The organism is Ornithinibacillus sp. 4-3 (genome assembly GCF_040958695.1).
Taxonomy (GTDB): Bacteria; Bacillota; Bacilli; order Bacillales; family Amphibacillaceae; genus CALAMD01.
The window spans coordinates 2,818,559-2,839,829 of sequence record NZ_CP162599.1; the positions used below are offsets into that span (position 1 = coordinate 2,818,559).

At 35.1% G+C, this 21,271-nt stretch carries 18 protein-coding genes; 9 read left to right on the plus strand and 9 right to left on the minus strand.

Annotated elements, in window-relative coordinates:
• Positions 1–288 precede the first annotated feature (288 nt).
• The 5 genes from AB4Y30_RS13805 to AB4Y30_RS13825 all read right to left on the minus strand — a co-directional run bounded on the left by AB4Y30_RS13805 (position 289) and on the right by AB4Y30_RS13825 (position 5,905).
• Positions 289–1,149: a LysR family transcriptional regulator gene (locus AB4Y30_RS13805; protein ID WP_368652798.1), complete on the minus strand. Its 861-nt coding sequence runs from the start codon at positions 1,147–1,149 to the stop codon at positions 289–291.
• 139 nt (positions 1,150–1,288) lie between these two features.
• Positions 1,289–2,368, minus strand: coding sequence for a C45 family autoproteolytic acyltransferase/hydolase (locus tag AB4Y30_RS13810; RefSeq protein ID WP_368652799.1), 1,080 nt, complete (start codon positions 2,366–2,368; stop codon positions 1,289–1,291).
• A gap of 68 nt (positions 2,369–2,436) precedes the next feature.
• Positions 2,437–4,014 (minus strand): ABC transporter substrate-binding protein, encoded by a 1,578-nt coding sequence (locus tag AB4Y30_RS13815; RefSeq protein ID WP_368652800.1) that lies wholly within the window; start codon positions 4,012–4,014, stop codon positions 2,437–2,439.
• Positions 4,015–4,422: 408 nt separating this feature from the next.
• Positions 4,423–4,854 carry a GNAT family N-acetyltransferase gene (locus AB4Y30_RS13820; protein WP_368652801.1) on the minus strand — a complete coding sequence of 144 codons (432 nt, stop codon included), beginning with the start codon at positions 4,852–4,854 and terminating at the stop codon, positions 4,423–4,425.
• 163 nt (positions 4,855–5,017) lie between these two features.
• On the minus strand, positions 5,018–5,905 hold the full coding sequence (locus AB4Y30_RS13825) for a LysR family transcriptional regulator (RefSeq protein WP_368652802.1): 888 nt from the start codon (positions 5,903–5,905) through the stop codon (positions 5,018–5,020).
• Between the two features lie 313 nt (positions 5,906–6,218).
• Between AB4Y30_RS13825 and AB4Y30_RS13830 the strand changes: the two genes are divergently transcribed.
• The 5 genes from AB4Y30_RS13830 (at position 6,219) to AB4Y30_RS13850 (ending at position 13,018) form a co-directional block, all read left to right on the plus strand.
• A complete protein-coding gene (locus tag AB4Y30_RS13830; RefSeq protein WP_368652261.1) occupies positions 6,219–7,535 on the plus strand; it encodes an IS1380 family transposase in 1,317 nt (438 codons plus the stop codon).
• Between the two features lie 190 nt (positions 7,536–7,725).
• Positions 7,726–8,841: a M20/M25/M40 family metallo-hydrolase gene (locus AB4Y30_RS13835; protein ID WP_368655232.1), complete on the plus strand. Its 1,116-nt coding sequence runs from the start codon at positions 7,726–7,728 to the stop codon at positions 8,839–8,841.
• 77 nt (positions 8,842–8,918) lie between these two features.
• Positions 8,919–9,896: an agmatinase family protein gene (locus tag AB4Y30_RS13840; RefSeq protein ID WP_368652803.1), complete on the plus strand. Its 978-nt coding sequence runs from the start codon at positions 8,919–8,921 to the stop codon at positions 9,894–9,896.
• 235 nt (positions 9,897–10,131) lie between these two features.
• Positions 10,132–11,325: a M20 family metallopeptidase gene (locus AB4Y30_RS13845; protein ID WP_368652804.1), complete on the plus strand. Its 1,194-nt coding sequence runs from the start codon at positions 10,132–10,134 to the stop codon at positions 11,323–11,325.
• Positions 11,326–11,449: 124 nt separating this feature from the next.
• Positions 11,450–13,018 carry an ABC transporter substrate-binding protein gene (locus AB4Y30_RS13850; RefSeq protein ID WP_368652805.1) on the plus strand — a complete coding sequence of 523 codons (1,569 nt, stop codon included), beginning with the start codon at positions 11,450–11,452 and terminating at the stop codon, positions 13,016–13,018.
• A 134-nt stretch (positions 13,019–13,152) separates the two neighbouring features.
• Here AB4Y30_RS13850 and AB4Y30_RS13855 read toward each other — a convergent pair whose 3' ends face one another.
• Positions 13,153–16,413 carry a lamin tail domain-containing protein gene (locus tag AB4Y30_RS13855; protein WP_368652806.1) on the minus strand — a complete coding sequence of 1,087 codons (3,261 nt, stop codon included), beginning with the start codon at positions 16,411–16,413 and terminating at the stop codon, positions 13,153–13,155.
• 346 nt (positions 16,414–16,759) lie between these two features.
• Entirely contained in the window at positions 16,760–17,722 is a 963-nt protein-coding gene (locus tag AB4Y30_RS13860; protein WP_368652807.1) for a helix-turn-helix transcriptional regulator, read from the minus strand.
• Positions 17,723–17,818: 96 nt separating this feature from the next.
• On the opposite strand from AB4Y30_RS13860, the gene AB4Y30_RS13865 reads away from it, so the two are divergent.
• The 3 genes from AB4Y30_RS13865 to AB4Y30_RS13875 all read left to right on the plus strand — a co-directional run bounded on the left by AB4Y30_RS13865 (position 17,819) and on the right by AB4Y30_RS13875 (position 19,155).
• Positions 17,819–18,298, plus strand: coding sequence for a GyrI-like domain-containing protein (locus AB4Y30_RS13865; RefSeq protein ID WP_368652808.1), 480 nt, complete (start codon positions 17,819–17,821; stop codon positions 18,296–18,298).
• A gap of 227 nt (positions 18,299–18,525) precedes the next feature.
• Positions 18,526–18,657 carry a hypothetical protein gene (locus AB4Y30_RS13870; protein WP_368652809.1) on the plus strand — a complete coding sequence of 44 codons (132 nt, stop codon included), beginning with the start codon at positions 18,526–18,528 and terminating at the stop codon, positions 18,655–18,657.
• 264 nt (positions 18,658–18,921) lie between these two features.
• Positions 18,922–19,155: an SPOR domain-containing protein gene (locus AB4Y30_RS13875; protein ID WP_368652810.1), complete on the plus strand. Its 234-nt coding sequence runs from the start codon at positions 18,922–18,924 to the stop codon at positions 19,153–19,155.
• A 197-nt stretch (positions 19,156–19,352) separates the two neighbouring features.
• On the opposite strand, the gene AB4Y30_RS13880 is transcribed toward AB4Y30_RS13875, so the two are convergent.
• Entirely contained in the window at positions 19,353–19,805 is a 453-nt protein-coding gene (locus AB4Y30_RS13880; protein WP_368652811.1) for a DinB family protein, read from the minus strand.
• A 70-nt stretch (positions 19,806–19,875) separates the two neighbouring features.
• Positions 19,876–20,358, minus strand: coding sequence for a nucleoside deaminase (locus AB4Y30_RS13885; protein WP_368652812.1), 483 nt, complete (start codon positions 20,356–20,358; stop codon positions 19,876–19,878).
• Positions 20,359–20,617: 259 nt separating this feature from the next.
• On the opposite strand from AB4Y30_RS13885, the gene AB4Y30_RS13890 reads away from it, so the two are divergent.
• Complete coding sequence (locus AB4Y30_RS13890; protein WP_368652813.1) at positions 20,618–21,238, plus strand: DUF3298 domain-containing protein; 621 nt, start codon at positions 20,618–20,620, stop codon at positions 21,236–21,238.
• Positions 21,239–21,271: the final 33 nt, after the last annotated feature.

Here is a 21,271-nt window from a genome sequence, read left to right on the forward strand (position 1 = left end):
ACTCATTTTAAGAACATTGATTGACGTAAAGACTAGCCAACTTTATTTAATTCACTCGTTCTAATACTTCTTTCGATATCTCCTTTCTAATTTATTTCGTATTTAATTGTTAGATATCTAAATATTTATAAGTAAATAATATTAATTTGTGACGAAAAAAGCAAATTTTTTGCACAAAGTTGTGAAGCTTCACATATTTGGAGTATCAAGAACTGTTTATGAATAATAATCGAAAAAAATAAAAAGTAGGTAGACAATTATCGTCTCCTACTTTTTATTTATATAATATTATCTATAAAACTCTTTCACAGCAGTGATAAACTCATTCACTAGCTTTAATTTCAAGGATGATTTTCTAACTAAAACCCAAGTATCTAATATGATTTCTTTACCATCTTTATAAAATAAATTCGTTGAATGTAAACCATCCTCTTCACTTAAGAAAATCTTTGGAACTACTGCATATCCAAGTCCATTTTTCACCATCTCTTTACAGGCAATATAATCATTAATTTCCATTCCAATTGATGGTGGCTTATCAAAGCGCTCATACCACCAGTCATTTATTAAATGATTTAAATATGTAGAAGTTTTATATTGTATTCTTGATAAGTTTGGCAAATTATCTATATCCATCTCATGATTTGAAATCAAACATATATTCTCTCGATTGATAAAATATTTTGTTTCTGACCAGATATAATCTCCTCTCACTAAGCCTATTTGAATATCTCCCTTTTGCAGCAAATCATAAATTTCATCACTATAGCCTGTATAAATTTCTGTATTGACGTTGGGATATTTTTCGTTGAATTCCTTTAAAATCAATGGAAGCTTTTCAGTAGCAGTGATTCTAGATACACCAATTTTTAACTTCCCTCGAATTTGACCACTCATATTAAGGATATTATTTTTTATATTGCTCCATCTACGTAATTGTTCAACTGCACAATCAACTAAATATTCACCTTCTGATGTAATTTCAATATTTCTTCCTTTTTTAACAAAAATTTTCACTCCTAATTTTTTCTCCATTTCCCTGATTCGATAAGTTAATGCAGAGGGAGTAAAATAAAGCCGTTCGGCTGCCTTGGTTAAATTACCTTCCCTAGAAATATACTTGAGTATTAAACAATCCTTCTCATCCATGATAGCCCTCCAGAAAGTAAAGCTGTTTTTTCTATTATATAGAAAGAAGACCTTTTCTGAATAAATGAAGTACTAGGTACAACTTTCAGAAAAGGTCTTCTCTATAAATGATGTTACTGCAAATAGTAATATAGTCTAGTTAGCAAAAAGTAAAACATTTGTATTCATATTTATTCGGAGGCCCCATTGCAACCCAGATACTTCCTTTACTCGGCTGAGCAATTACTGACGCAAAGGTGATCGTATCTGATCTACCATCAGTGACCTCACGACATAATGCATGTGGATATGTTTCACGATCCCTTAAAATAGACATCATCGTATTTGCATCCAAATCGCCATGATGATTGCTTAAAAGCTCTGTCATTCGCTTGAACCGAGCATGTGTATTTTCTAGATAGCGATCTGTTGCTCTTTCCTCCTCTAATAATTCATCTGCAACATAGTGATTAGCATGTGCCAAAAGCCCATTTTCGGCTTTAATCGGATAATCTCTTGTTGGTGTTGTTTCTAGATCAACTGCATTTCCTTTAGAGTCTAGCATAATTAAGTTACGTGAGGATGCTCTGGGCACACTTCGAACAGCAGCAATCGCCTTATCAACTGAATCATATTGTAAAGCTAAACGCGATAACATATATCTAGGAAAACCTACTCTCCAACCATCACATTTGAGGAAATTAGCAAATACACCTAACCCTTTATCATTAATACCTATATAAGAAACCTGTCCTGCTGGTGTTAGCATAAGCACAGAGGAGCCATTCTCTGGAATAATTTCAACAATTACTCCTATTTCTGAATATAGCTCTGGTAAATCAGCATTTTGACCAACTAAAGGCACTCCATCCTTAGTAGCTTCAGGTAAAACAGCAAATGTCGTACACTCATCATTTTCCTCTAAGTCACGATAAACTTCCGCTCTTAATTGCAGAAAATACGCCTCAGCTAAAGTAATATTTGCAGCTTCAGCTATTCCAGTAATCTCTTCATCTAAAAACTTAGCATGCTCTAAAACATATGGTCTATACTTAATTACAGCATCCATGATCTCTTCATAAGATACATCTAGCTTAGAAGTGATCCGATCTAAAGCTAATTTTAAATGTTTTTTGATTAAATCACGAAAAGCCTCACCATGCTGTAATCCAATTTCATAGTGTGATCCCTTTAACTGACAAAAGGGAAATATCTCTGATGATCTTTCTTGAGTTTTCATTGTAAAATCTCCTATCTTTGTATGTGATATATAATGAAAAGAAACAAAATCCGTTAAATTATTGTATGTTAATCTTCTTTATAAACATTCCATAAGACAAAACCTCTATAGAATTCCAAACCATGGACATTATTATTTACGCCATGAATATTATTGGATTCCCCAATTTTCACAATTGGTTTATAATCTACAAACCATTGCTGCAGATGATCAAAATAAGCCTCAGCTTCTTCTAAGGATGTCTGACTTTCGAATTCCTCTTTTAATTCTTCTAATTCAGGACTATCTGTCCAGCCAGCATAACTATTATTTAAATAGTTTGTCGTTAATGGCTCTGGAACAGCTGTATTTACTACAGTGAATATATCCCATGCGTCCTCATTATCTCGATAATCTAAAAATGTCGGCCAATCATAAACTGCTAAATCTATATTCATACCAATTTCCTCAAGCTGGCGCTGAACCACGATAGATGCTTCATATTGATCTGGGTAATCACGAGTTGTTAATAAAGTAAGCTGTTCCCCATCATAATCACTTTCCTCTAACATTTTCTTCGCCTTTTCAGGATCCCAACCCATGTACTCCTCTTCTCCAATACTAGAATTCCATTGCTGTGTTTGATATTTCATCATAAAATTATGATTCATTTCATAAAATTTTTCATCTGCATAAGTAGCTGTTAAAATTGCTTCTTTATCTAACGCCATTTCAACAATTTCTCTCATTTTCAAATCCTTAAAGATACTATTCTTCTTATTAAAATGCACATTCAAAGAACCTGATAGCTCTATAATAGTCGAAGAATTAGGTTCATCTTCAATTTGATTTACACTATCTGCGGGAATACTGTGAATTAAGTCGTACTCACCAGACTGCAAGCCGGCAACTCTTGTAAATGTATCACTGACAAAATGAAAATATAATTCATCTACTAATGCTTCCTTCTTCCCAGCTAAACCATCTGCAGGCTCACTTCTAGATTGATAATCTTCATTCTTAACAAGCTTCAAATATTGATCCTGTCTCCATTCTTCATATTTAAAAGGACCTGTTCCTATATATTCCTTAATGCCCTCTTCCCCAGCTTCGTTAATCACTTCCTCTGGCATAATAGCTGGATAATTATGAACACGTGATAAGGAAACAAGAGCCGTTGATAAAGGATTATCTAAAGTTATTTGAACCGTGTATTCATCTATTTCCTCAAAGACCGCTTCATCAAAAGCTTTACCACTACTAGAATTCTTCAGCCAATTATTCATGGATGCAACAACATCCCCAGCCTTCATTTCTTTACCATTGTGAAAATAAACTCCCTCTCTTAAAACGAAGGTTAATGTTTTCCCATCCTCACTTTGTTCGAAGGATTCTGCTAGCATTGGCTGCACAGCCTCATTTGAATCCTTTACAACCAATGTTTCAAAAATATTTCGAGTTACGATGGTATTAGCAGATTCAGAGGATAGATGTGGATCTAATGAATTTGGTTGTGTACTATAGCCAATATTTAAAGCACCACCAGTTTTCATTTCTCCCTCTTCAGCTCCAGCTGTAGGTTCATCTGTTTCCCCAGCAGAACAACCTATAATAAATAAAATAATACTGAAAATCATCAGTCGTCCAAAACCTTTTAAAAATTTCATCGTTTAAATACCTCCCCATTTATAAAACCTATATATAAGCTCTTCATAGCAATAGGTTTTAGTAAACCATTCCTTTTTCTCTGTAAAATCTACTCTGACTGTAAGCGCATACATGACGAACAGCATTTAATATCCTTCTTCCAACTAAAAAGACAACCCTCCAATCTAATTCAAATTTTTCACATATGCATATTTTAATTTTGTTTATCAACAGAATAGTTAGACTATTAACTCTTAAATAAATGCTAGCAATAATTATTGTTTAAATCCATTTAATTTATTTTCATATAAACGTTTAAATTTTTTTAACATTTAATTCAGGAGAAACTCTTATACCAAACAAAAACAGAGGAAAAAGCAGAAATACACTCTTTCCTCTGTTTGTATGTATTTATATGATGATAACCATCAATCCAATTTTAGTTGATAACAAAATGCACATTTTTCAAAGCCATAAATTTCATAAAAACGATGCGCCTCTTCTCTAGCAAGACCAGTATCTAAGAACATTGCAGTACACCCAATATCTTCAGCTAACTTTTTAGCATGATCCATCAGCCTACGTCCATAACCTTTTCCCCGATCCTCTTCATTAGAAATAATACTAGATACATAACATGATTTCCCCGAATGCCAAAACGTGTTGAAGTAAGTACCATGACAGAAGCCTCTGACCTTTCCTTCATCGTAAAGGAAAAACGCGAAGACATTTTTATCCTCTACAACTTCTTGATAGACCTTTCGAATCGTTTCCTTGTCATAATCATTGGACGCCCATAGCTTCTCAATGTAGTCAAACGCAATATCAAACTCTTCCATTGTCGCATTCTTAATTTCCAATTCCTCACTCTTTTCTGATTGAATTTGTTTACTACAAATATAATGGTTGAATTTTCAAACTTTTATTAGTTATTTTAGCATATTATTGGGTTGGTGTTTGTTTACTTCTTCCTTACTTTTTAATTTTCCTGCTTTGTGAACTTTTCCAGTAAAATAAAAACCTTTACTCAAAGAATTTTTTTACTAATGTAATCAAATCATGAGTGGCAGGAGTTAAGTACCTTTGTTTATGGAAACTGATATAAACACTCCTTGTAGGTGTTGGGTCCTTGATACGGGTGTATGATAATTTTTCTAGCTTTTGTGGTGCATATTTAAAATAGCTTTCAGGCATAAGAGCAATACCTAACTCATTTTCCACTAAACTACAAACTGCATCAAAATCATTCACTTCATATATACTTTTTGGGTTAAAACCAGCTTCTAAGCAAAGCTTCAGAAAATCCTCTCGAATTTGAAATCCTTTAGAGAAATTAATAAAAATTTCATCCTTTAAATCATTAAAAGCAACTGCTCTTTTTTTTGATAGATGGTGTGTTTCTGGAAGTAAGATAATCAATTCATCTTGATAAAGTTCATAGTGCACCAAGTTCGGGTTATTTGTTTGATGGTTTGTGATAGCGAAATGAATATCATAGTTTAATAACGCCTTTTCAACATCCTCCCAAAAGATAATATTTTTAAAGTTTATCTTCAATTCCCGATATTTTTCAGCAAACGTTTTAATTACCTTAGGTAGCCAAAAATTGGAGGATTCTAAAACTGCAATTGTAATTTTTCCCTTCCCTACAAATTTTATTTCTTCCATCTCTTTTAAGGTTAAATCATATACCTGCATGATGTTCTGCGTATGCTTATAAAATAGTTCCCCTGACTCTGTTAGTGAAATTTCTCTAGTCGTTCGTTCAAATAACTTAAATCCTAACTCTTTCTCTAATTTTTTAATCATATTTGTTAAAGATGGCTGGGAAATAAAAAGTTCTTCCGCAGCTTTTGTAAACTTTTTATTTCTAACAAGACTATCAAAGTATTTTAACTGACGAATATCCATAGCACACATCCTCTTTATAGTTAAAAACTATAACTTTATTCTAAAATTGTATTTTACATTATAAAAGAGATTACTTAATATATCAATATATACAGAAAATTCAATGAAAAAGGAGGGTAAATGTTATGCCAGACTATAAAATTAATGAAAAAAGATTATTACCTGAATTATTCATAGAAAATCGATAATAAACTGTTATCGCCTGTTTAATCAGCTTTTTTGCTAAAGATCTACTCATCTAAAAAGTGAAAAAAGAATCCATTTCTGCTAAGGTTAAAGCGCGAACAAATAACCAACAGAAAGGATTCTTATAATGGCTACTTTATCGCAATTAACGCTTGATTTCAATCACCAGATTAAATTGTCAAATAATGGAGGTTCCCTTTCTTCCGATACAGGTGAATTCCTCTTTAGAGAATTCGATGAAAGGATCGGTTTTTCAAAAACATTAGCGCAACATCTCCATTTGAAAGACGAGAGACTTTACTATGTTCATTCAAACGAAAATTTGCTCCGTCAAAAGATCTATCAAATCATTGCTGGATATTCTGAAGATGATGCTGCTGACCAATTGACAAAAGATCCTGTGTTTACTCAAGTGATTGGAACGGATGCGCTAGCTTCTCAACCAAGTTTATCCCGTTTTTTCAAACGGTTTGATCATCAATCGGTCGAACAATTAAATCAGGCCAACCAAGAACTTATGGACAAAATGCATCAATTCAGAGATTCAAAGGCACTTATCTTTGATTTGGATTCTACTCATTCAGATACCTATGGTAATCAAGAATCTGCGGCTTATAATGCCCATTATGGAACAATCGGTTTCCACCCACTGGTTGCTTTCGATGGGGTAACTGGTGACTTTATCAAAGCGAAGCTGCGTCCTGGAAATGTCTATACGTCAAATGGTGTGGTGGATTTTATTCAGCCACTTCTTGAACATTACAATGAAAAATTCCCAGAGACGACACCATTTGTTCGTGGTGACAGTGGTTTTGCAGTTCCAGCACTATATGATCTGTGTGAAAAAGAGTCCGTTTATTATGTGATCCGGCTCAAATCAAATGCGAACCTGCAACGATTGGCGGATGAACTCTATCCTTCATCTGTACCTTCTGATGTTACGAAGACGGAATGTTATTATGAAGAAACTGTTTATCAAGCAAAATCATGGTCAAAACCTAGAAAAGTGATTATAAAGTCCGTACGCCCTGCAGGTGAATTATTTTTTAACCATTCGTTCATGGTGACTAATTTAGTAGATGCCTTTTCTCCAAAGGATATCGTCCTTGCTTACCAAAAAAGAGGCACAATGGAGAACTACATCAAGGAAGCGAAGAATGGTTTTGGCCTAGATAAAATGAATAGCCATTCTTTCCAAGTAAACGAAGTAAGAATGATGTTGAGTTTACTCGCCTATAACTTAACCAACTGGTTGCGTACGCTTTGTTTTCCAAAAGAACAAAAAAAGATGCAAATAGAAACCATACGAACACGGATCATTAAAGTTGCCAGTAAATTAGTAAAATCAGGGCGATCCCTTTACTTTAAATTATCATCGAGTTTTGTTTACCAAAAATTCTTTTGGACAGTACTTCAGCGAATTCAGAACCTGAAACTGGAGTAAATCCATCAAGTAATGATCTTTTTAAAAATGTAATGTCAGATCAAGGGGGCAGTCTGCCCAAAAGCAGGCTATTTGCAATGGTTCATTTTAAAATCAAAACTAAGGATGCGAAATTACCATGATTTTTTAGTGGGAAGAGAAAATATTTGATATTGTCTTTATTCATGAGTTGATTTTAAAAGTGTGAATAATTCAGGTATTAGAATATTTTATTGAACTCGCTAAAATAAACGCACCAAGTGGGAATGAAAAACCGATTGCAAATTTTATTATTCCGCATTTGAAAGAATTAGGTTTTACAATGAAATTCGATGAAGCTCATAAGAATTTTGGAGGTAATTGCGGTAATTTAATTGCCTATTGGCCTGGGACAAATCCAAATATAAATCCTTTATTCTTTTCTACCCATATGGACACCGTATTTCCGACAGCAGGTCTAAATCCTATTATCAAGGATGGTGTCATTTACACGGATGGTAAAACAATATTAGGTGCTGATGATCGTGCAGCACTGGCTGCTTATATAGAGGCAATCAGGACCATACAAGAAAAAGAAATAAAATGTGGACCGCTAGAATTAGTACTTACTGTTAATGAGCAACCTGGTCTTGTTGGTGCTACATACTTAGATTATTCAAAGGTAAAAAGCACGGAAGGTTATATTTTTGACAGTAGCGGGGATGTTGGACAAATCATTCAACAAGGACCATATAGCAGTAGGATTTATAGTAATATTCGAGGGCGTTCCTCCCATCTTGGATTAAATCCAGAAGAAGGAATCAATGCATTTTTAATAGCCTCAAAAGCATTACTGAATATGAAACTAGGAAAAGTAGATTCCGAAACAGTAGCTAACGTTGGGGAAATAACAGGAGTAGGAATGTCTTCTATTATTCCTGGAGAGGTCTCGTTAGTTGGAGAGGTTCGTAGTTTAAGTGAGAGTGGTCTACAAAATCAACTTAATCATATGAATGATGTTTTGTCAGAAGCTGCCGAAAGCTATGGCGGAAAGGCAACTACCGAAATAAAGAAAAAGTACCTTGGCTTTCATCATCCAACAGACTCTGTATTAGTCCAAAATGCGCTAACGGCGACTTCGTTAATTAATGTAGACAGCTATGTAACGCAAACGTTTGGAGGTGCCGACACTAACATATTCAACGAGAATGGTCTTAACAGTATTACGCTAGGTAACGGATTCCGAAATATCCACACAGTAGATGAACATTTATCCATTGAAAACTTAAACAATACGGCTCGTTGTGTTATTGCTTTAGCGACAACATGGTATCAGCATCACAAATAATACTAGTGAAAATTTATAGTCATAAAAACTTGAACTATTTTTAAATTAATCCAATGTTTTTGAAGGGAGCATATATATTGTTTAGCTATATAAAAAAACCATCCATACGGTATAACCAGGAAAAGGTTGACCCATATGTTACAACACTCGTTGAATGGATTGATCAAGAGATACAACCGAATACTAATTATGATTTTTCTTTTATCGGTATACCCATATCAAAAAGTTCTATTAGTTTCTCTGGAGCCCATTTAAACCCAGAATCATTCAGACAGTTATGGAGTTCTTTTACAACATACAGCTTAGATGATGATGTTGATTTAGCATCACTAAATTCGGTTGATTTAGGAAATGTCAAAATGCATATAACCGACATTAAAGAGTGTCATCAAAATATTGAAAAAGCAATGTGTGAAGTGAAGCAGCGATTGCAGGAAACAACCTTAATCAACATAGGTGGAGATCACTCTATCACTTATCCGATTATTAAAGGACTTAAAAATGAAACAAAAAAAGAGATTGGGCTTATACATTTTGATGCACATTTAGATGTTAGAGATACTGCCTATGGTGGACATTCAAATGGTACTCCTATACGGAATTTAATAGAAAACGATACGATTAAAGGGGATAACATCATTAGTATTGGTCTAAGAAGCTTCGCTAATTCTAAGCACTATAGAGATTATGCCATTGAAAAAGGTATGACTTTATATACTGCTAACCAAGTGCACCAGCAAGGAATTGCGCCAATTCTTAAACAAAGTATTGCTAGCTTAAACAATAAATGTGATGAAATCTATGTAACATTTGACATCGATGTAATGGATCAATCCTTTGTACCAGGCGTACCAGCTATCGGGCCTGGAGGTTTGAATCCTTTAGATATATTCTATTGTGCACAAGAGCTAGGAAAATTAGATAAAGTTATTGGTCTTGATATCGTATGTAATGATCCAACAAAGGACCTTAGAGATGTTACTGCTCGTGTAGCGCTCCACATTTTCTTAAATTTTGCTAAAGGATATTATGATAGAAAAAATAATCCTAAATAAGGAAAAATTCAAATGCTATGCCATAATTACAATTCAGCTAAACAATCCTTTACTTTGATAATTGGGGGATTGTTTAGCAAAACAATATATTCATAGAAAATGATCGTTCATCCCCTGCAGGTAAGGTATCGTTGTTTCATTGCCCATATTTATTGTAAGCGCTTCCCGAATATTAACACCCATTTCTGTCACATTCTTTAGGAGTCAAAAATTTAACAATGAAAGGAATTTGATCATGATCACTCCAGAACAAATTTCTAATATCGTGAATGAAAATAAGGAAGAGGCAATTCGTTGCCTCACTGAAATTGTTCAAGTCCCTAGCGTAACAGGTAATGAAGAGCTAGTAAGTAAAGTTTTTACAAAATGGATTGAAAGTATAGGATTAACCGTTGGAAATTATCCATCTGCCCCTGGAAGACCTAACCTGCTAGCAGAATGGTTTGGCAGCGAGAAAGGTCCCAGGTTTATTTTCAATGGACATATGGATGTATTCCCACCAACAGAAGGTGATCCAGGTCCTTATGGTCCCTGGGCTGCCAAAATTGTCGATGGTTATATGTATGGACGGGGAACCTCTGATATGAAGGGCGGAGACTGTGCAGCATTGATGGCAGTAAAGTTCTTACATCAGTTGGGATTTGATCCTAAGGGCAGTATTTTACTAAGTTATTTGTCTGATGAAGAAAATGGTGGTTGGTTGGGCGCAAAATATCTAGTAGAAAAAGGAATGCTCAATGGAGACTTTGGAATATGCATGGAGCCAACTCAAGGCAAGCTACTTAATGTGCATTGGGGAATTTTACGCTTACGCTGTACTTACAAAGCAATGGCCCATCATGCTGGGTCCCCTCACCCTAGCACAGATGCATTACAGAAAGCAGTTACTGCTATTAATCGTTTTTATGAGTTAGACAAACAGTTACAACAGACGGTCATGGATCATAATGAGTCTCCATGTCTTTCAATTACAACGATAGAGGCTGGAAGTTCACCAAATGTACAGCCAGCTCAAGCAGTGTTTACTATCGATCGGCGAATATGTCCAGGAGAAAAATTCGAGGATGTTTATAAACAAATCATCAATATTTTTGAAGAGTTAAAGGCGGAAGATCCAGAATATGACTATCAAATTGAGCTATTATCTGATCGACCAACTTTAGAGATTCCTGAAGACGACCCCTTTATCCAAATCTGTCAAAAATCTTATGAACAGATCATGGGGAAACCACTTGAGTTATATCGTCGATCAGGTGGATCTGATGCTGCTACAATTCGCCAAGCTCATGGTATATCCATTCCAAATTGGGGAGCTGCAACTGATATAGATGAATGGGGAGCAGGTAGCCCAAAAGAAAGAATCAACCTATCCGATTATTTGAATTCTATCAAGTACTATATGATGACTGTTGTCAATGCTTTGAGCTAGTTTATATAAAGCTCTCACACCAAGAATTACTCAAAACCTGAAACTCGATTCCAAGAGAAGTATGTAATATGGAAGTGTTTTTACAACCTGATGTAAAAAATATAACGTATTGGAGAGAAATTCTATGGGATTAAACAAAAAGAATATATTTCTAAATCTATTAATAGCTACAGTAATATTTCTTGTTGCATGTAGCTCAGATTCATCAGAAAGCAACAACAATTCGGGTTCAAGTAATAAAGGTCCTTTGAAGGTTGCTGTAGATGCCCCTCCATCCACTCTTGATATACCAGTCACTACATCTACACATGCACAAGATATAGGGAGACTAATCTTTGAAGGCCTTGTTACAATTGATTCCGACTTTCAACCCGTTCCGATGTTAGCAGAATCTATTGAAACAGATGATAATAAAACATATATATTCAACTTAAGGCAAGGTATTAAATTTCATAATGGAAAAGAAATGATAGCAGAAGATGTTGTCGCTTCAATGGAGCGTTGGATGGAAAAATCATCGATAACAGGTACTATTTTTAATGATGCAACATGGTCTGCAGTAGACGACCATACCGTACTATTAGAATTAAAAGAAGCGTCCCTTCTAGTTTTAGATACATTGTCTTCACTAAAACAGGCAGCGGCGATTATGCCAAAAGAGATCGTTGAATCAGCTCCTGCAGAGGGAATCGAAGAATATATTGGAACAGGACCATATCAATTAGAGGAATGGAAACAAGATCAATATATCCATCTAAAAAAATATGAGGATTACCAATCTCTAGACATGGAAGCAAGTGGATTTTCCGGTAAAAGAGAAGCATTAATAGAGGAAATCTATTTTTATATGGTTCCAGATCCTTCTACACGATTATCAGGATTACAAACAGGAGAATATGATTATGCTTATGGTATTCAATTCGATGATTATGAACAATTACAGAATGATCCAGATATGGAAACGCTACTCGTTCCAACATCTAATAATCTTTTAGGCTTTAACAAGGTTGAAGGGATAGCTTCTAACTTTGAATTTCGTCAAATCATCAATACTGCTCTTGATGCAGATGCGATTATGCTGGCTGGATATCCTCATGAAGATTTTTACTGGTTGGATCCTGGTTATATGGATGTCAATGTAAAAACATGGGCAAGTGATGCCAGAAGTGAGTATTACAATCAGAATGATCCCGAGAAAGCAAAACAAATGCTAGAAGACATTGGATATAATGGTGAGGAATTTAGAATACTTGCAACTCGCGATATTTTTCCAATGTATAATCAAGGTGTAGTAATTCAAGAACAATTAAAACAAATCGGAATTAACGCAACGCTTGAAGTATATGATTGGGCAGGCTTTATTAAAAAACGTGATGACCTGAGCGCCTGGGATGCATTTGTTTCAGACTCCGGAACAGTAAGTACTCCAACACAGCTTAATGCGTTAAGCTCTACTTGGGCAGGCGGAGTAAATGATGATAAAGTCGGTGAAACATTGAGAGCTATTGAAGTCTCGCCAACGATAGAAGAAGCAAAAGCGTTATGGGATGAACTACAGCTATATGCTTACGAAGAACTTCTTCCAATTGTTCACTTAGGTGGTAATAATATGATATATGCATATCACAAAAAATTAGAGAATGTTAAAGCTACCTCTAGACCAATATTCTGGAATATCACCATTTCTGAATAATGGGCAAGAGAATAAGCTATTGTCATTTCAAAGTTAGGTATAATTTTCTCATGTAACAAGCCATTCACCATCATAAACCATAAGACACTCCTAGACATATAGATCAATGTTTAGGAGTGTCTTTTTTGTACTAACTATATCGATTTTTTTCTTCGATTAAACCAGTACAGGGCTACACCAACAAATAATATGATTAATCCAAATGCAATCAAGTTATATGTTGATGTGCTTGTATTAGGGAGTTTACTATTCCCTTCTTCCTTTTGATTATCATTGTTCATTTGACCCTTGTCACCATTCTCCCCATTGCTGGTTTCACCATCATTATGATCTTCATCGTTGTCGATATTATTATCATTAGCTTCGTCATCAGGCTTATCTTCGTCCTCTTTATAATCTTGATCATTGCTTGGATCAGTTGGATCTGGTTTAGGATCCTCCTTAGAATCTTCCTCTGCAATAATGTATAAAGTTGTGTGGACAATACCATCTGAAAACTCAATACTAACAGGATGTTCACCTACAGGAAGTGTTTTTAGATAACTATTTAATATAGTGATTTTCGTACTGCCTGACTCAACTGTATACATCTCTTCGTCAACCTTTTCATTGTTAATAGAAAGGCTTTTGAATTTTGTATGATCGATATCTACAATGATCACTATATCCTCATCGCTTCCTTGTTGCCAAACAGCCTTACCCGAAATGACAGATCCTATTTCACCCGTATCTTCATCTATATTTTCTTTATAATCAGATGCGAGAGAGCCTATAGATAAAGAGCCAAATTTTTCTCCATCCTTAAATCGATAGACCGGCCTTTGACCATTTTTTGTATAATTTGCCTCTGCAATCGCAAATCCTTCATTATTGGCATTAATATCAACACCACCAGCAGGCAGAACATGAAGAATTTCTGGTTGTTTTTTACCATTTAATGATATTTTTGCTGAGAGATTTTTATAGCCGTTATCTGCAACAACCCATAATACATTTTCATATGTATCATAATCAAGAGCCATTGCTCCTCCAAGCTTGCTATCAATATCAGCAATTTGTACAGAGCTTCCATCTTCATTTAAAACATATGCATAGACATGACCATTATCCTCTAATGCGACAAAAAACACGCCATTAGCAATTGCATTTGGATAATGAGCTGCATTAAAAGCAGAGTCCGTATTTTGGTCATAAAGCTTCCCTTCTACATCTGCGTTTGCTACCCATTCCACAGCTTCAATTCCCATATTGGCAGAGACTTGCGGTAATGAAGCAGTCAAATCCCATTGCTGTAATGCAACTAGATCCTCTCCCTCAGCATGCGGATCAACCTGCAATATCATATTAAAATTAACACCCTTAGCACTATTGTCACGTTCAGAAGCAATGTAAACAAAGCCATCTTGATCTACTGTAATTCCTTCTGCATCCGGACCAGCTGCTTTTGGATTGTCTGCATCCTTTTGGAATCGTACGCGTTTCCCATTTTCAAAACCTTCTGCAAAGCTTAATTCCCCATCTTGTGAAACATCCAAAATCCAGAACTTACCTGTTCCATTATCAACCGCATATAATTGCCCATTAAAGAAATCTAATCCTGAAGAATCTTCTAGAAATGTAGGTTCCTTATCAAAAATCACAACCTCATCATTTCCTGGCCATGCAATAATTTCAGGAACACCCTCAAACTTATTTGGTTCACCAGGTGTTTCTTCAATTGTATTTCTATACTCACTTCCATTTACATTTGGATACAATCCCCAAGTAGGATTTGTATGATCTGTCCATGTAGTGCTGACAATTAATCTATCATTTTCAAACAAGCGTACAGAATCATTTTTTCCAAGTCCAAAACCAAATGCTTCTTCCGTTACTATAAGAAATCCATTTCCTGGAATGGTTGTACCTTCAGGAATAATGTATTGGTGTGCATCATCATTATCTTTAATGACTATTCCTGAAATATCTAAAACCTCATCTGTTGGATTGGCAAGCTCTATCCAATCTAATCCACCATTTGCATCATTTGACTGTATTTCATTTATTACTACAGGGTTTGTTACAATATTAGCTTTTCCTTTAGTTGATGTAGGAAATTCTACAAGATCTCCTGTTCCATCTGGAATACGTGCATATACACCATTTGCATGTGTTTCCCATGCATATTCTGCAACGGACAAACCATCTTTATTAAAAATAGTAGCTTTATCCGCTTTCCCTAAACCAAATGTAAAATGCTCATATTGATCAAAAACAAAAAATTCACCTGGATGAAGAAGTGTCCCTTCTGCTACAGGAGTAATATCTGCAGCATGACCTACTGGGTCATCATCGTATAAATACCAACCAGATAAATCTACAGGATTTGTTCCGACATTATAAATTTCAACCCAATCCGTTTCATCATCATTAGACTCTACTTCATTAATTACAATCTGAGGTTGATACCAATCGTTTTTTGATCCCTTTGTTTCTTTCGTTAATACAAACGAGCCAGTTCCATCTGGATATCTTCCAAAAGACGCCAATGCATCATTACCGTCATAGCTAGCATGCTCCGTCCATGAATATTCATCAAGTAAATCCCCTGCTTTATCATATAAACGAATAGAATCTCCTGACCCAATACCAATTGCTTCCTGGAATTCACCTGCAATATAAGTACCTTCTTGGTCATCATATACTAGACCAATCGTATTTGCCTCAACAACAAATAATTCCCCTGCCTGCAGTATTGTTCCATCCTTAAATTTCCAACGATGGTCATTAGAATTATCACGAATTTCATAACCACCAAGATCCATTTCTGTTGCACCTATGTTAATAAGCTCTACCCAATCATCTGGTGCAGAATTAATCTCATTAATTACCAATCTATGTTCTGGTTCCTCTTCTTTCTCGACAATATTTAACTCGTCTTTAGTCGGCTCCTGATCAATAAATTCTCCCGTGCCATCTGGAACCCTTGAATATGTACCAACTGCATGACCTGTATAAGCATATGAATCCAATAAACTATTGTTAATATCATATAAAGAAACGGCGTCATTTTTCCCTAAAGATAGATTACCTAGCGCCTCATCATGTTCAATAATAAGAATTTCTCCGGCCTTTAATACAGTACCATCTGGAACACGCCATTCATTATTTTCTTCTACACGTTCTAATCCCTTATCATCTACAACAAACCACCCACTAATATCCACGTCACTATCGCCAGTATTAATAATTTCAATCCAATCTATATCTGTAACTGTATCATTGGATTCGATTTCATTAATAAAAACAGTATTTTCCGCTTCTGCTGCCTGCACTGGCAATACCGAAGATAAAAAGGACAATACCATTATTCCAATAATAAACATAATACCTGAACTTTTCTTCCTACTATCCATTTTCACAACTCCCTTTTTTATAGTTGGATAAGATTCTCAAGTATTAATTATTGCTTAAGTTTGTAAAGTCCTGATGTAGTTTGTTTAAAGAAGATGTAAAAATTAGTTCATTGGACATGTCGTTTCATAGGGATGGTAAGGAGAGAACTTACTGAAAAGGTAGAAGTTGAGCAACCTGGAGCGAAGATTTAGAGGTTTAGCCGAGAAACAGTGAAAATGCTGGATAAATTTAAACCTTAAATAAAATGCATGTGCTATGAGAGAATACTTCAGCACACGCATTCTAAAATCAAAGTATAATTAAACAGCTTCTCCAAAATTCCCTTAAAATTATAACTGGCACTACTTATGGGCAAAATAAATCTAATCTCCCTTGCAAACCTTCTACGACTTCTGTTGGTATTTCCTTAATCTTAATATCCTCACCTAGGAAAAAGAGCCAATTTATTATCTCGGTCAATTCTTCGGGATGATTAACATTAATAAAAGTCTTAAGAATGGCTGTAGTTTGATAAGGATTCGTATAGGAAATGGAAATTTTAAATGGATGATATTTTTTGAACTGAGCTATCGCCTTTGGACCAAGCTCCAGAACAAGATTAAGCTTCTTTTCCTGCAGGCTTATTTTCTCTAAAATCTTTTTCTTACTTAATCTTTTTTTCGTTAAGTATGGCTCAACATTGGTGAGGTTGTTGACAGGGAAAACTTGTTTCTTTTCATCCTGTAAATTAAAGCCTTCAATGAGCCAAAATCCTTTTTCATGATAGAGATGTAGAAGATAAATTGGATAAGTCTTTATTTCCTTCTCTTCTTTAATCGTAATCAATAAATAGCTATCCCAAAGAAGGGTTTGTATAAGTTGTTCTAACACAGGGTGAGGGAGATCTGATAGATCAAGTAGATCAGGATTATCAGGGTTTGTCCCTTCAAAAAGCAAGATTTGATTTAAATGAACAAGCTCATCTTGCTGATTTTCTGAGATGAGGCCTAGTAATTTTTCGGCTAAAGATTGTCGACTCTTTAAATAAGGAAGCTGTTGGTTTCTTGTCGCCATAAAGGCAATAAAAAGGGCTTTAATTTCACTATCAGTAAATCGAACAGTAGGTAAAACAGAATTATTCAGAACAGAATAACCCCCATCTCTGCCAACTTCAGCGACAAGTGGCATCCCCATCGCTTCAATTTCCCTAATATCTCTAATTGCTGTTGAACGAGAGATATTAAATTCTTGCATGAGTTCAGAAATTGTAAAATGGGCACGGTTGTTGATATATCTCATGATTGTATTAATTCGTTCAACTTTTTTCATTGGTCCTCCTAAATAGTATCACTTTTTGACATGATTAAAAGTTATTATAAACCTATCAAGTAAATCATTCAATTCATTAAAAAAGGAGTTTTGAAAATGGCAGATTACAAAGTAGAAGAAAAAGACAGTTTTATCGTTTTAGGAATTGGAACAGAACTAACGAGCGATTATACAGATTTCGCTGGCATAAACAAAGAGAAAACAGATTTTTGGCAAACAGTTAGACAGGATGGTAGTCTTGATAAATTAAAAGCTCTAGCAACGAATGACTATATCTTCGCTGTGAACGAAGCGGTAAATAACAAAATGATGCATTATGCTGGCGTTTTAACAGAGGAAGAGCTACCAGAAGCAACAAGAGTTATTCAATTCCCTAAAGGAGATTACGTAATTGTTAAAGGGGAAGCGAAGGATTCAGATGAATTACATCTTACACTTACTGGCATTGCCTTTGGTGAAGTCTTGGGTCAATTAGAGGATTTTGCTTATGTTGGCGGACCAAATGCATCGGTTGAAATGGGTGAGAAAAACGGCTTGCTATATGGTGAAATGTGGATTCCTGTTATTAAAAAATAAAGGGTTAAAGTGAAAACAAGGAAAACCGATTATGTGGACCGAATTTTAGAAGAAGAACGTAATATGCATTCAAATAACAAAACAGCGCTCTCTATTCAATTTAGAGGGCGCTGTTTCTTTTTCAATTTTTTAGTCGATCTAAGCGGTATGGAAACAATCAGGATATCTTATGATGATTTGTAAATAATATGAAGGGAAGTTAAAACATTAATTAAAGGAGGAAGAGTATGAAAAAGAATCAGCAATCTAAACAAAATGCTGGTACTGATGCCCAAAAAGTAAAAAAGGAAATTAAAAAAGATGTAAACAGAGGACAAGGTGCGATGACTTCACGAGAAGCAGGATCAATGCGGGATTAAATAATCTCTCTTATAAGAAGTTTTCCAGCGAAACGCCTGTCCCTCAGGGCATGAGGGTATAACTGTACTTTGGGGCAGGCTTTCAATAATTCTATATAATAAAATTCAAATTTTGTTTCCCTCACATCAAAATCCACTTATCTATTTATACGTACTGTCATTTCTACTAGATTATTTAATCAATTTACAAGAAGTCATGTCCAGTAACCATACCTTAGTTTAATAGTTAAATATACTACTTATAAACAAACTAGGAGGATTTTTATGGGTCAGTATAAAATAGTTGTTGGCACAACGGATAGAAAAGAAGTTGCGCGGGATCATTATAATTTAGTAAACAAGAATGATATCAACGGGGACATTAGGATTTATAAAACGGATAAAGGTGAACTCTATTCTGTGGAGGTCGGTCCTTATTCACAGAAAAAACAAATGCTTCAAGATTTAGATAAAATTAAAGACCTTGGAGTAATTAATGCTTTTATTACGGGTAATTAAATTAATCCTGTATTAAGTTGGCGGGACTTCCTCTGAAGTGTTCTATTGGGATGTCCCGCTTTATCGTTCTTACATATAATGACATCATTGTTTTTAACAATGACAATAAAATACAAATGAAAAGGATATCATGGCTCGGTTTTAAAGATCCAGTTCATTAATCCTTTATTTCTCCGATGTGATTAGAAGAAGAAAAATTAACGGAAAAATGGTACTTCTTTCGCACCTACCATCCTTGCATAAACAAACATCTGCCCCTTATGATGAATTTCATGATCAGACATTGCAGTAAGATATTTTTTCTTTGTCCCTTGAAGTTTTGGATGTGATGAACTATTTTGGGCTTCCAAATCTGCATCTGTGAATGATTCATATGTAGCTTTTGTTTTCTTCGTGAAATCCTTTACAGTTTTGCGAACGTCACTCATTGTCTTGCATTCAGGAATTTCTGGTAGAGCAAACTCTTCTGTTTTAACCATAGAAACGAACATATCATTCGATCCAGCAATATGCAAAGCCAATTCGCCTAATGCCATAGCCCCTTCAAACGGCTGGAAATCAATATGCTCGTCATCAATTGATTCTAATAATTCCTCCAGTACATTCCGATGTTCTAACCATTCATTCATCATTTCTTTTACTTGCTGCATTATAATTCCTCCCTATTTTTTGATTAACCTATATTCTAATAATCTATTAAGCATTTAAAGAATGGACTGTTCAATGCTTGCCTGCATAGAACTGACGATGAAGCTCATGAACTTGCTCCGCTAGTTCATGAACAGGGCCATCTACTATAGTATCGCAAATGACATCTTGAATAGATAGATTTCGAACCCTTGATGGGGCAACTCCCATTTCACCCAACCATTGCACCAGTTGTTTGGATGAACTTGCATACACTATCCGCCCTAAACCAGCCATACCGTGAGCGGCAGCGCACATAGGACAATGTTCACCCGAGGTATATACTGTTGCTTTATTCCTTTCCTCAAGCGTCATATTATTGGCTGCCCATCGCGCCAAAGTAAATTCTGGATGTTGAGTATGATCACCACTCACCGCGTGGTTATGATCTTCCTGAAGTACTTCTCCACTGGCCGAGACAAGGACTGAACCAAAAGGCTTCTCACCTAATTCAAGCGCAGTTTTTGCTAATTCAATACAACGTCGTAGGTGCTTCAAATCTGTATCAGTAATCATCATTGAATCCTCCTCATTTGTATCAATATTCTAACTTCTAAAACAACTATAGCATAATTCACTAGTATAAGGAATGTAGTCAGTCTATCTTACCCTTTTTACAGTGAATCCCAACTAGTTTCATTTATGTCTCCACATAATACGATTCATATTTAGTATCATTTTTACATATATTCTCTCATCTAATAACAGCTTCCAAAACACTTTTTCACATCACACACCATTGAAACATAAAATAAATTCAAAAAGGATGAGAAAAATGCCTATATCTTTACCTGTATCCATCCAAACACTGGTGCTTGGAAATAATAAAAATAAAACAATATATTATCCACAAGTTTTCCTTAGGAATAATCAACCTCTCCAGCATTCAATTAATCAAGATATTTCCCGAAAAACACAGCAACTAATCAATCAACAAATGGCAGATGCACCATCAACGCTTGTAGAAATGCTTGGATATTACGAGATAAAAAACAACCAGAGAGATGTACTGAGCTTTACATTTTCCAACTACGCATACTTTTATCAAGCCGCACATGGAATGACCTATATCAATTCCCTAACATATGACCTACAAAAACAAAAATCCTGTACACTAAAGGATTTATTTAAACCGAACAGCCATTATGTGGAAAGACTCTCTCGATTAATTAAGGAACAAATTAAGCAACGGGACATTCCAGTAATCAATGAATTTAAGGAAATCGCACCGAATCAAGACTTTTACATTGCAGATAAATCGCTTGTTATTTATTTTCAGCTATATGAGCTGGCTCCATATGCATTTGGTTTTCCAATGTTTCCTATTTCTGTTTACGACATTCAAGATATCATTGACGAAAATGGTCCTCTTGGTAGGATGGCGGAGAATAATTGAGGGTTCGTCTTTCGAAGATTTTCCAGTGGGAAT

Bases quoted from the DNA above. Each gene is read 5' to 3' on its own strand.
- AB4Y30_RS13810 (WP_368652799.1), bottom strand. From the start codon at position 2,368: ATGAAAACTCAAGAAAGATCATCAGAGATATTTCCCTTTTGTCAGTTA.
- AB4Y30_RS13870 (WP_368652809.1), top strand. From the start codon at position 18,526: ATGAAAAAGAATCAGCAATCTAAACAAAATGCTGGTACTGATGCCCAA.
- AB4Y30_RS13825 (WP_368652802.1), bottom strand. From the start codon at position 5,905: ATGGATATTCGTCAGTTAAAATACTTTGATAGTCTTGTTAGAAATAAA.
- AB4Y30_RS13890 (WP_368652813.1), top strand. From the start codon at position 20,618: ATGCCTATATCTTTACCTGTATCCATCCAAACACTGGTGCTTGGAAAT.
- AB4Y30_RS13860 (WP_368652807.1), bottom strand. From the start codon at position 17,722: ATGAAAAAAGTTGAACGAATTAATACAATCATGAGATATATCAACAAC.
- AB4Y30_RS13845 (WP_368652804.1), top strand. From the start codon at position 10,132: ATGATCACTCCAGAACAAATTTCTAATATCGTGAATGAAAATAAGGAA.
- AB4Y30_RS13805 (WP_368652798.1), bottom strand. From the start codon at position 1,149: ATGGATGAGAAGGATTGTTTAATACTCAAGTATATTTCTAGGGAAGGT.
- AB4Y30_RS13885 (WP_368652812.1), bottom strand. From the start codon at position 20,358: ATGATTACTGATACAGATTTGAAGCACCTACGACGTTGTATTGAATTA.
- AB4Y30_RS13880 (WP_368652811.1), bottom strand. From the start codon at position 19,805: ATGCAGCAAGTAAAAGAAATGATGAATGAATGGTTAGAACATCGGAAT.
- AB4Y30_RS13875 (WP_368652810.1), top strand. From the start codon at position 18,922: ATGGGTCAGTATAAAATAGTTGTTGGCACAACGGATAGAAAAGAAGTT.
- AB4Y30_RS13850 (WP_368652805.1), top strand. From the start codon at position 11,450: ATGGGATTAAACAAAAAGAATATATTTCTAAATCTATTAATAGCTACA.
- AB4Y30_RS13830 (WP_368652261.1), top strand. From the start codon at position 6,219: ATGGCTACTTTATCGCAATTAACGCTTGATTTCAATCACCAGATTAAA.
- AB4Y30_RS13865 (WP_368652808.1), top strand. From the start codon at position 17,819: ATGGCAGATTACAAAGTAGAAGAAAAAGACAGTTTTATCGTTTTAGGA.
- AB4Y30_RS13815 (WP_368652800.1), bottom strand. From the start codon at position 4,014: ATGAAATTTTTAAAAGGTTTTGGACGACTGATGATTTTCAGTATTATT.
- AB4Y30_RS13855 (WP_368652806.1), bottom strand. From the start codon at position 16,413: ATGGATAGTAGGAAGAAAAGTTCAGGTATTATGTTTATTATTGGAATA.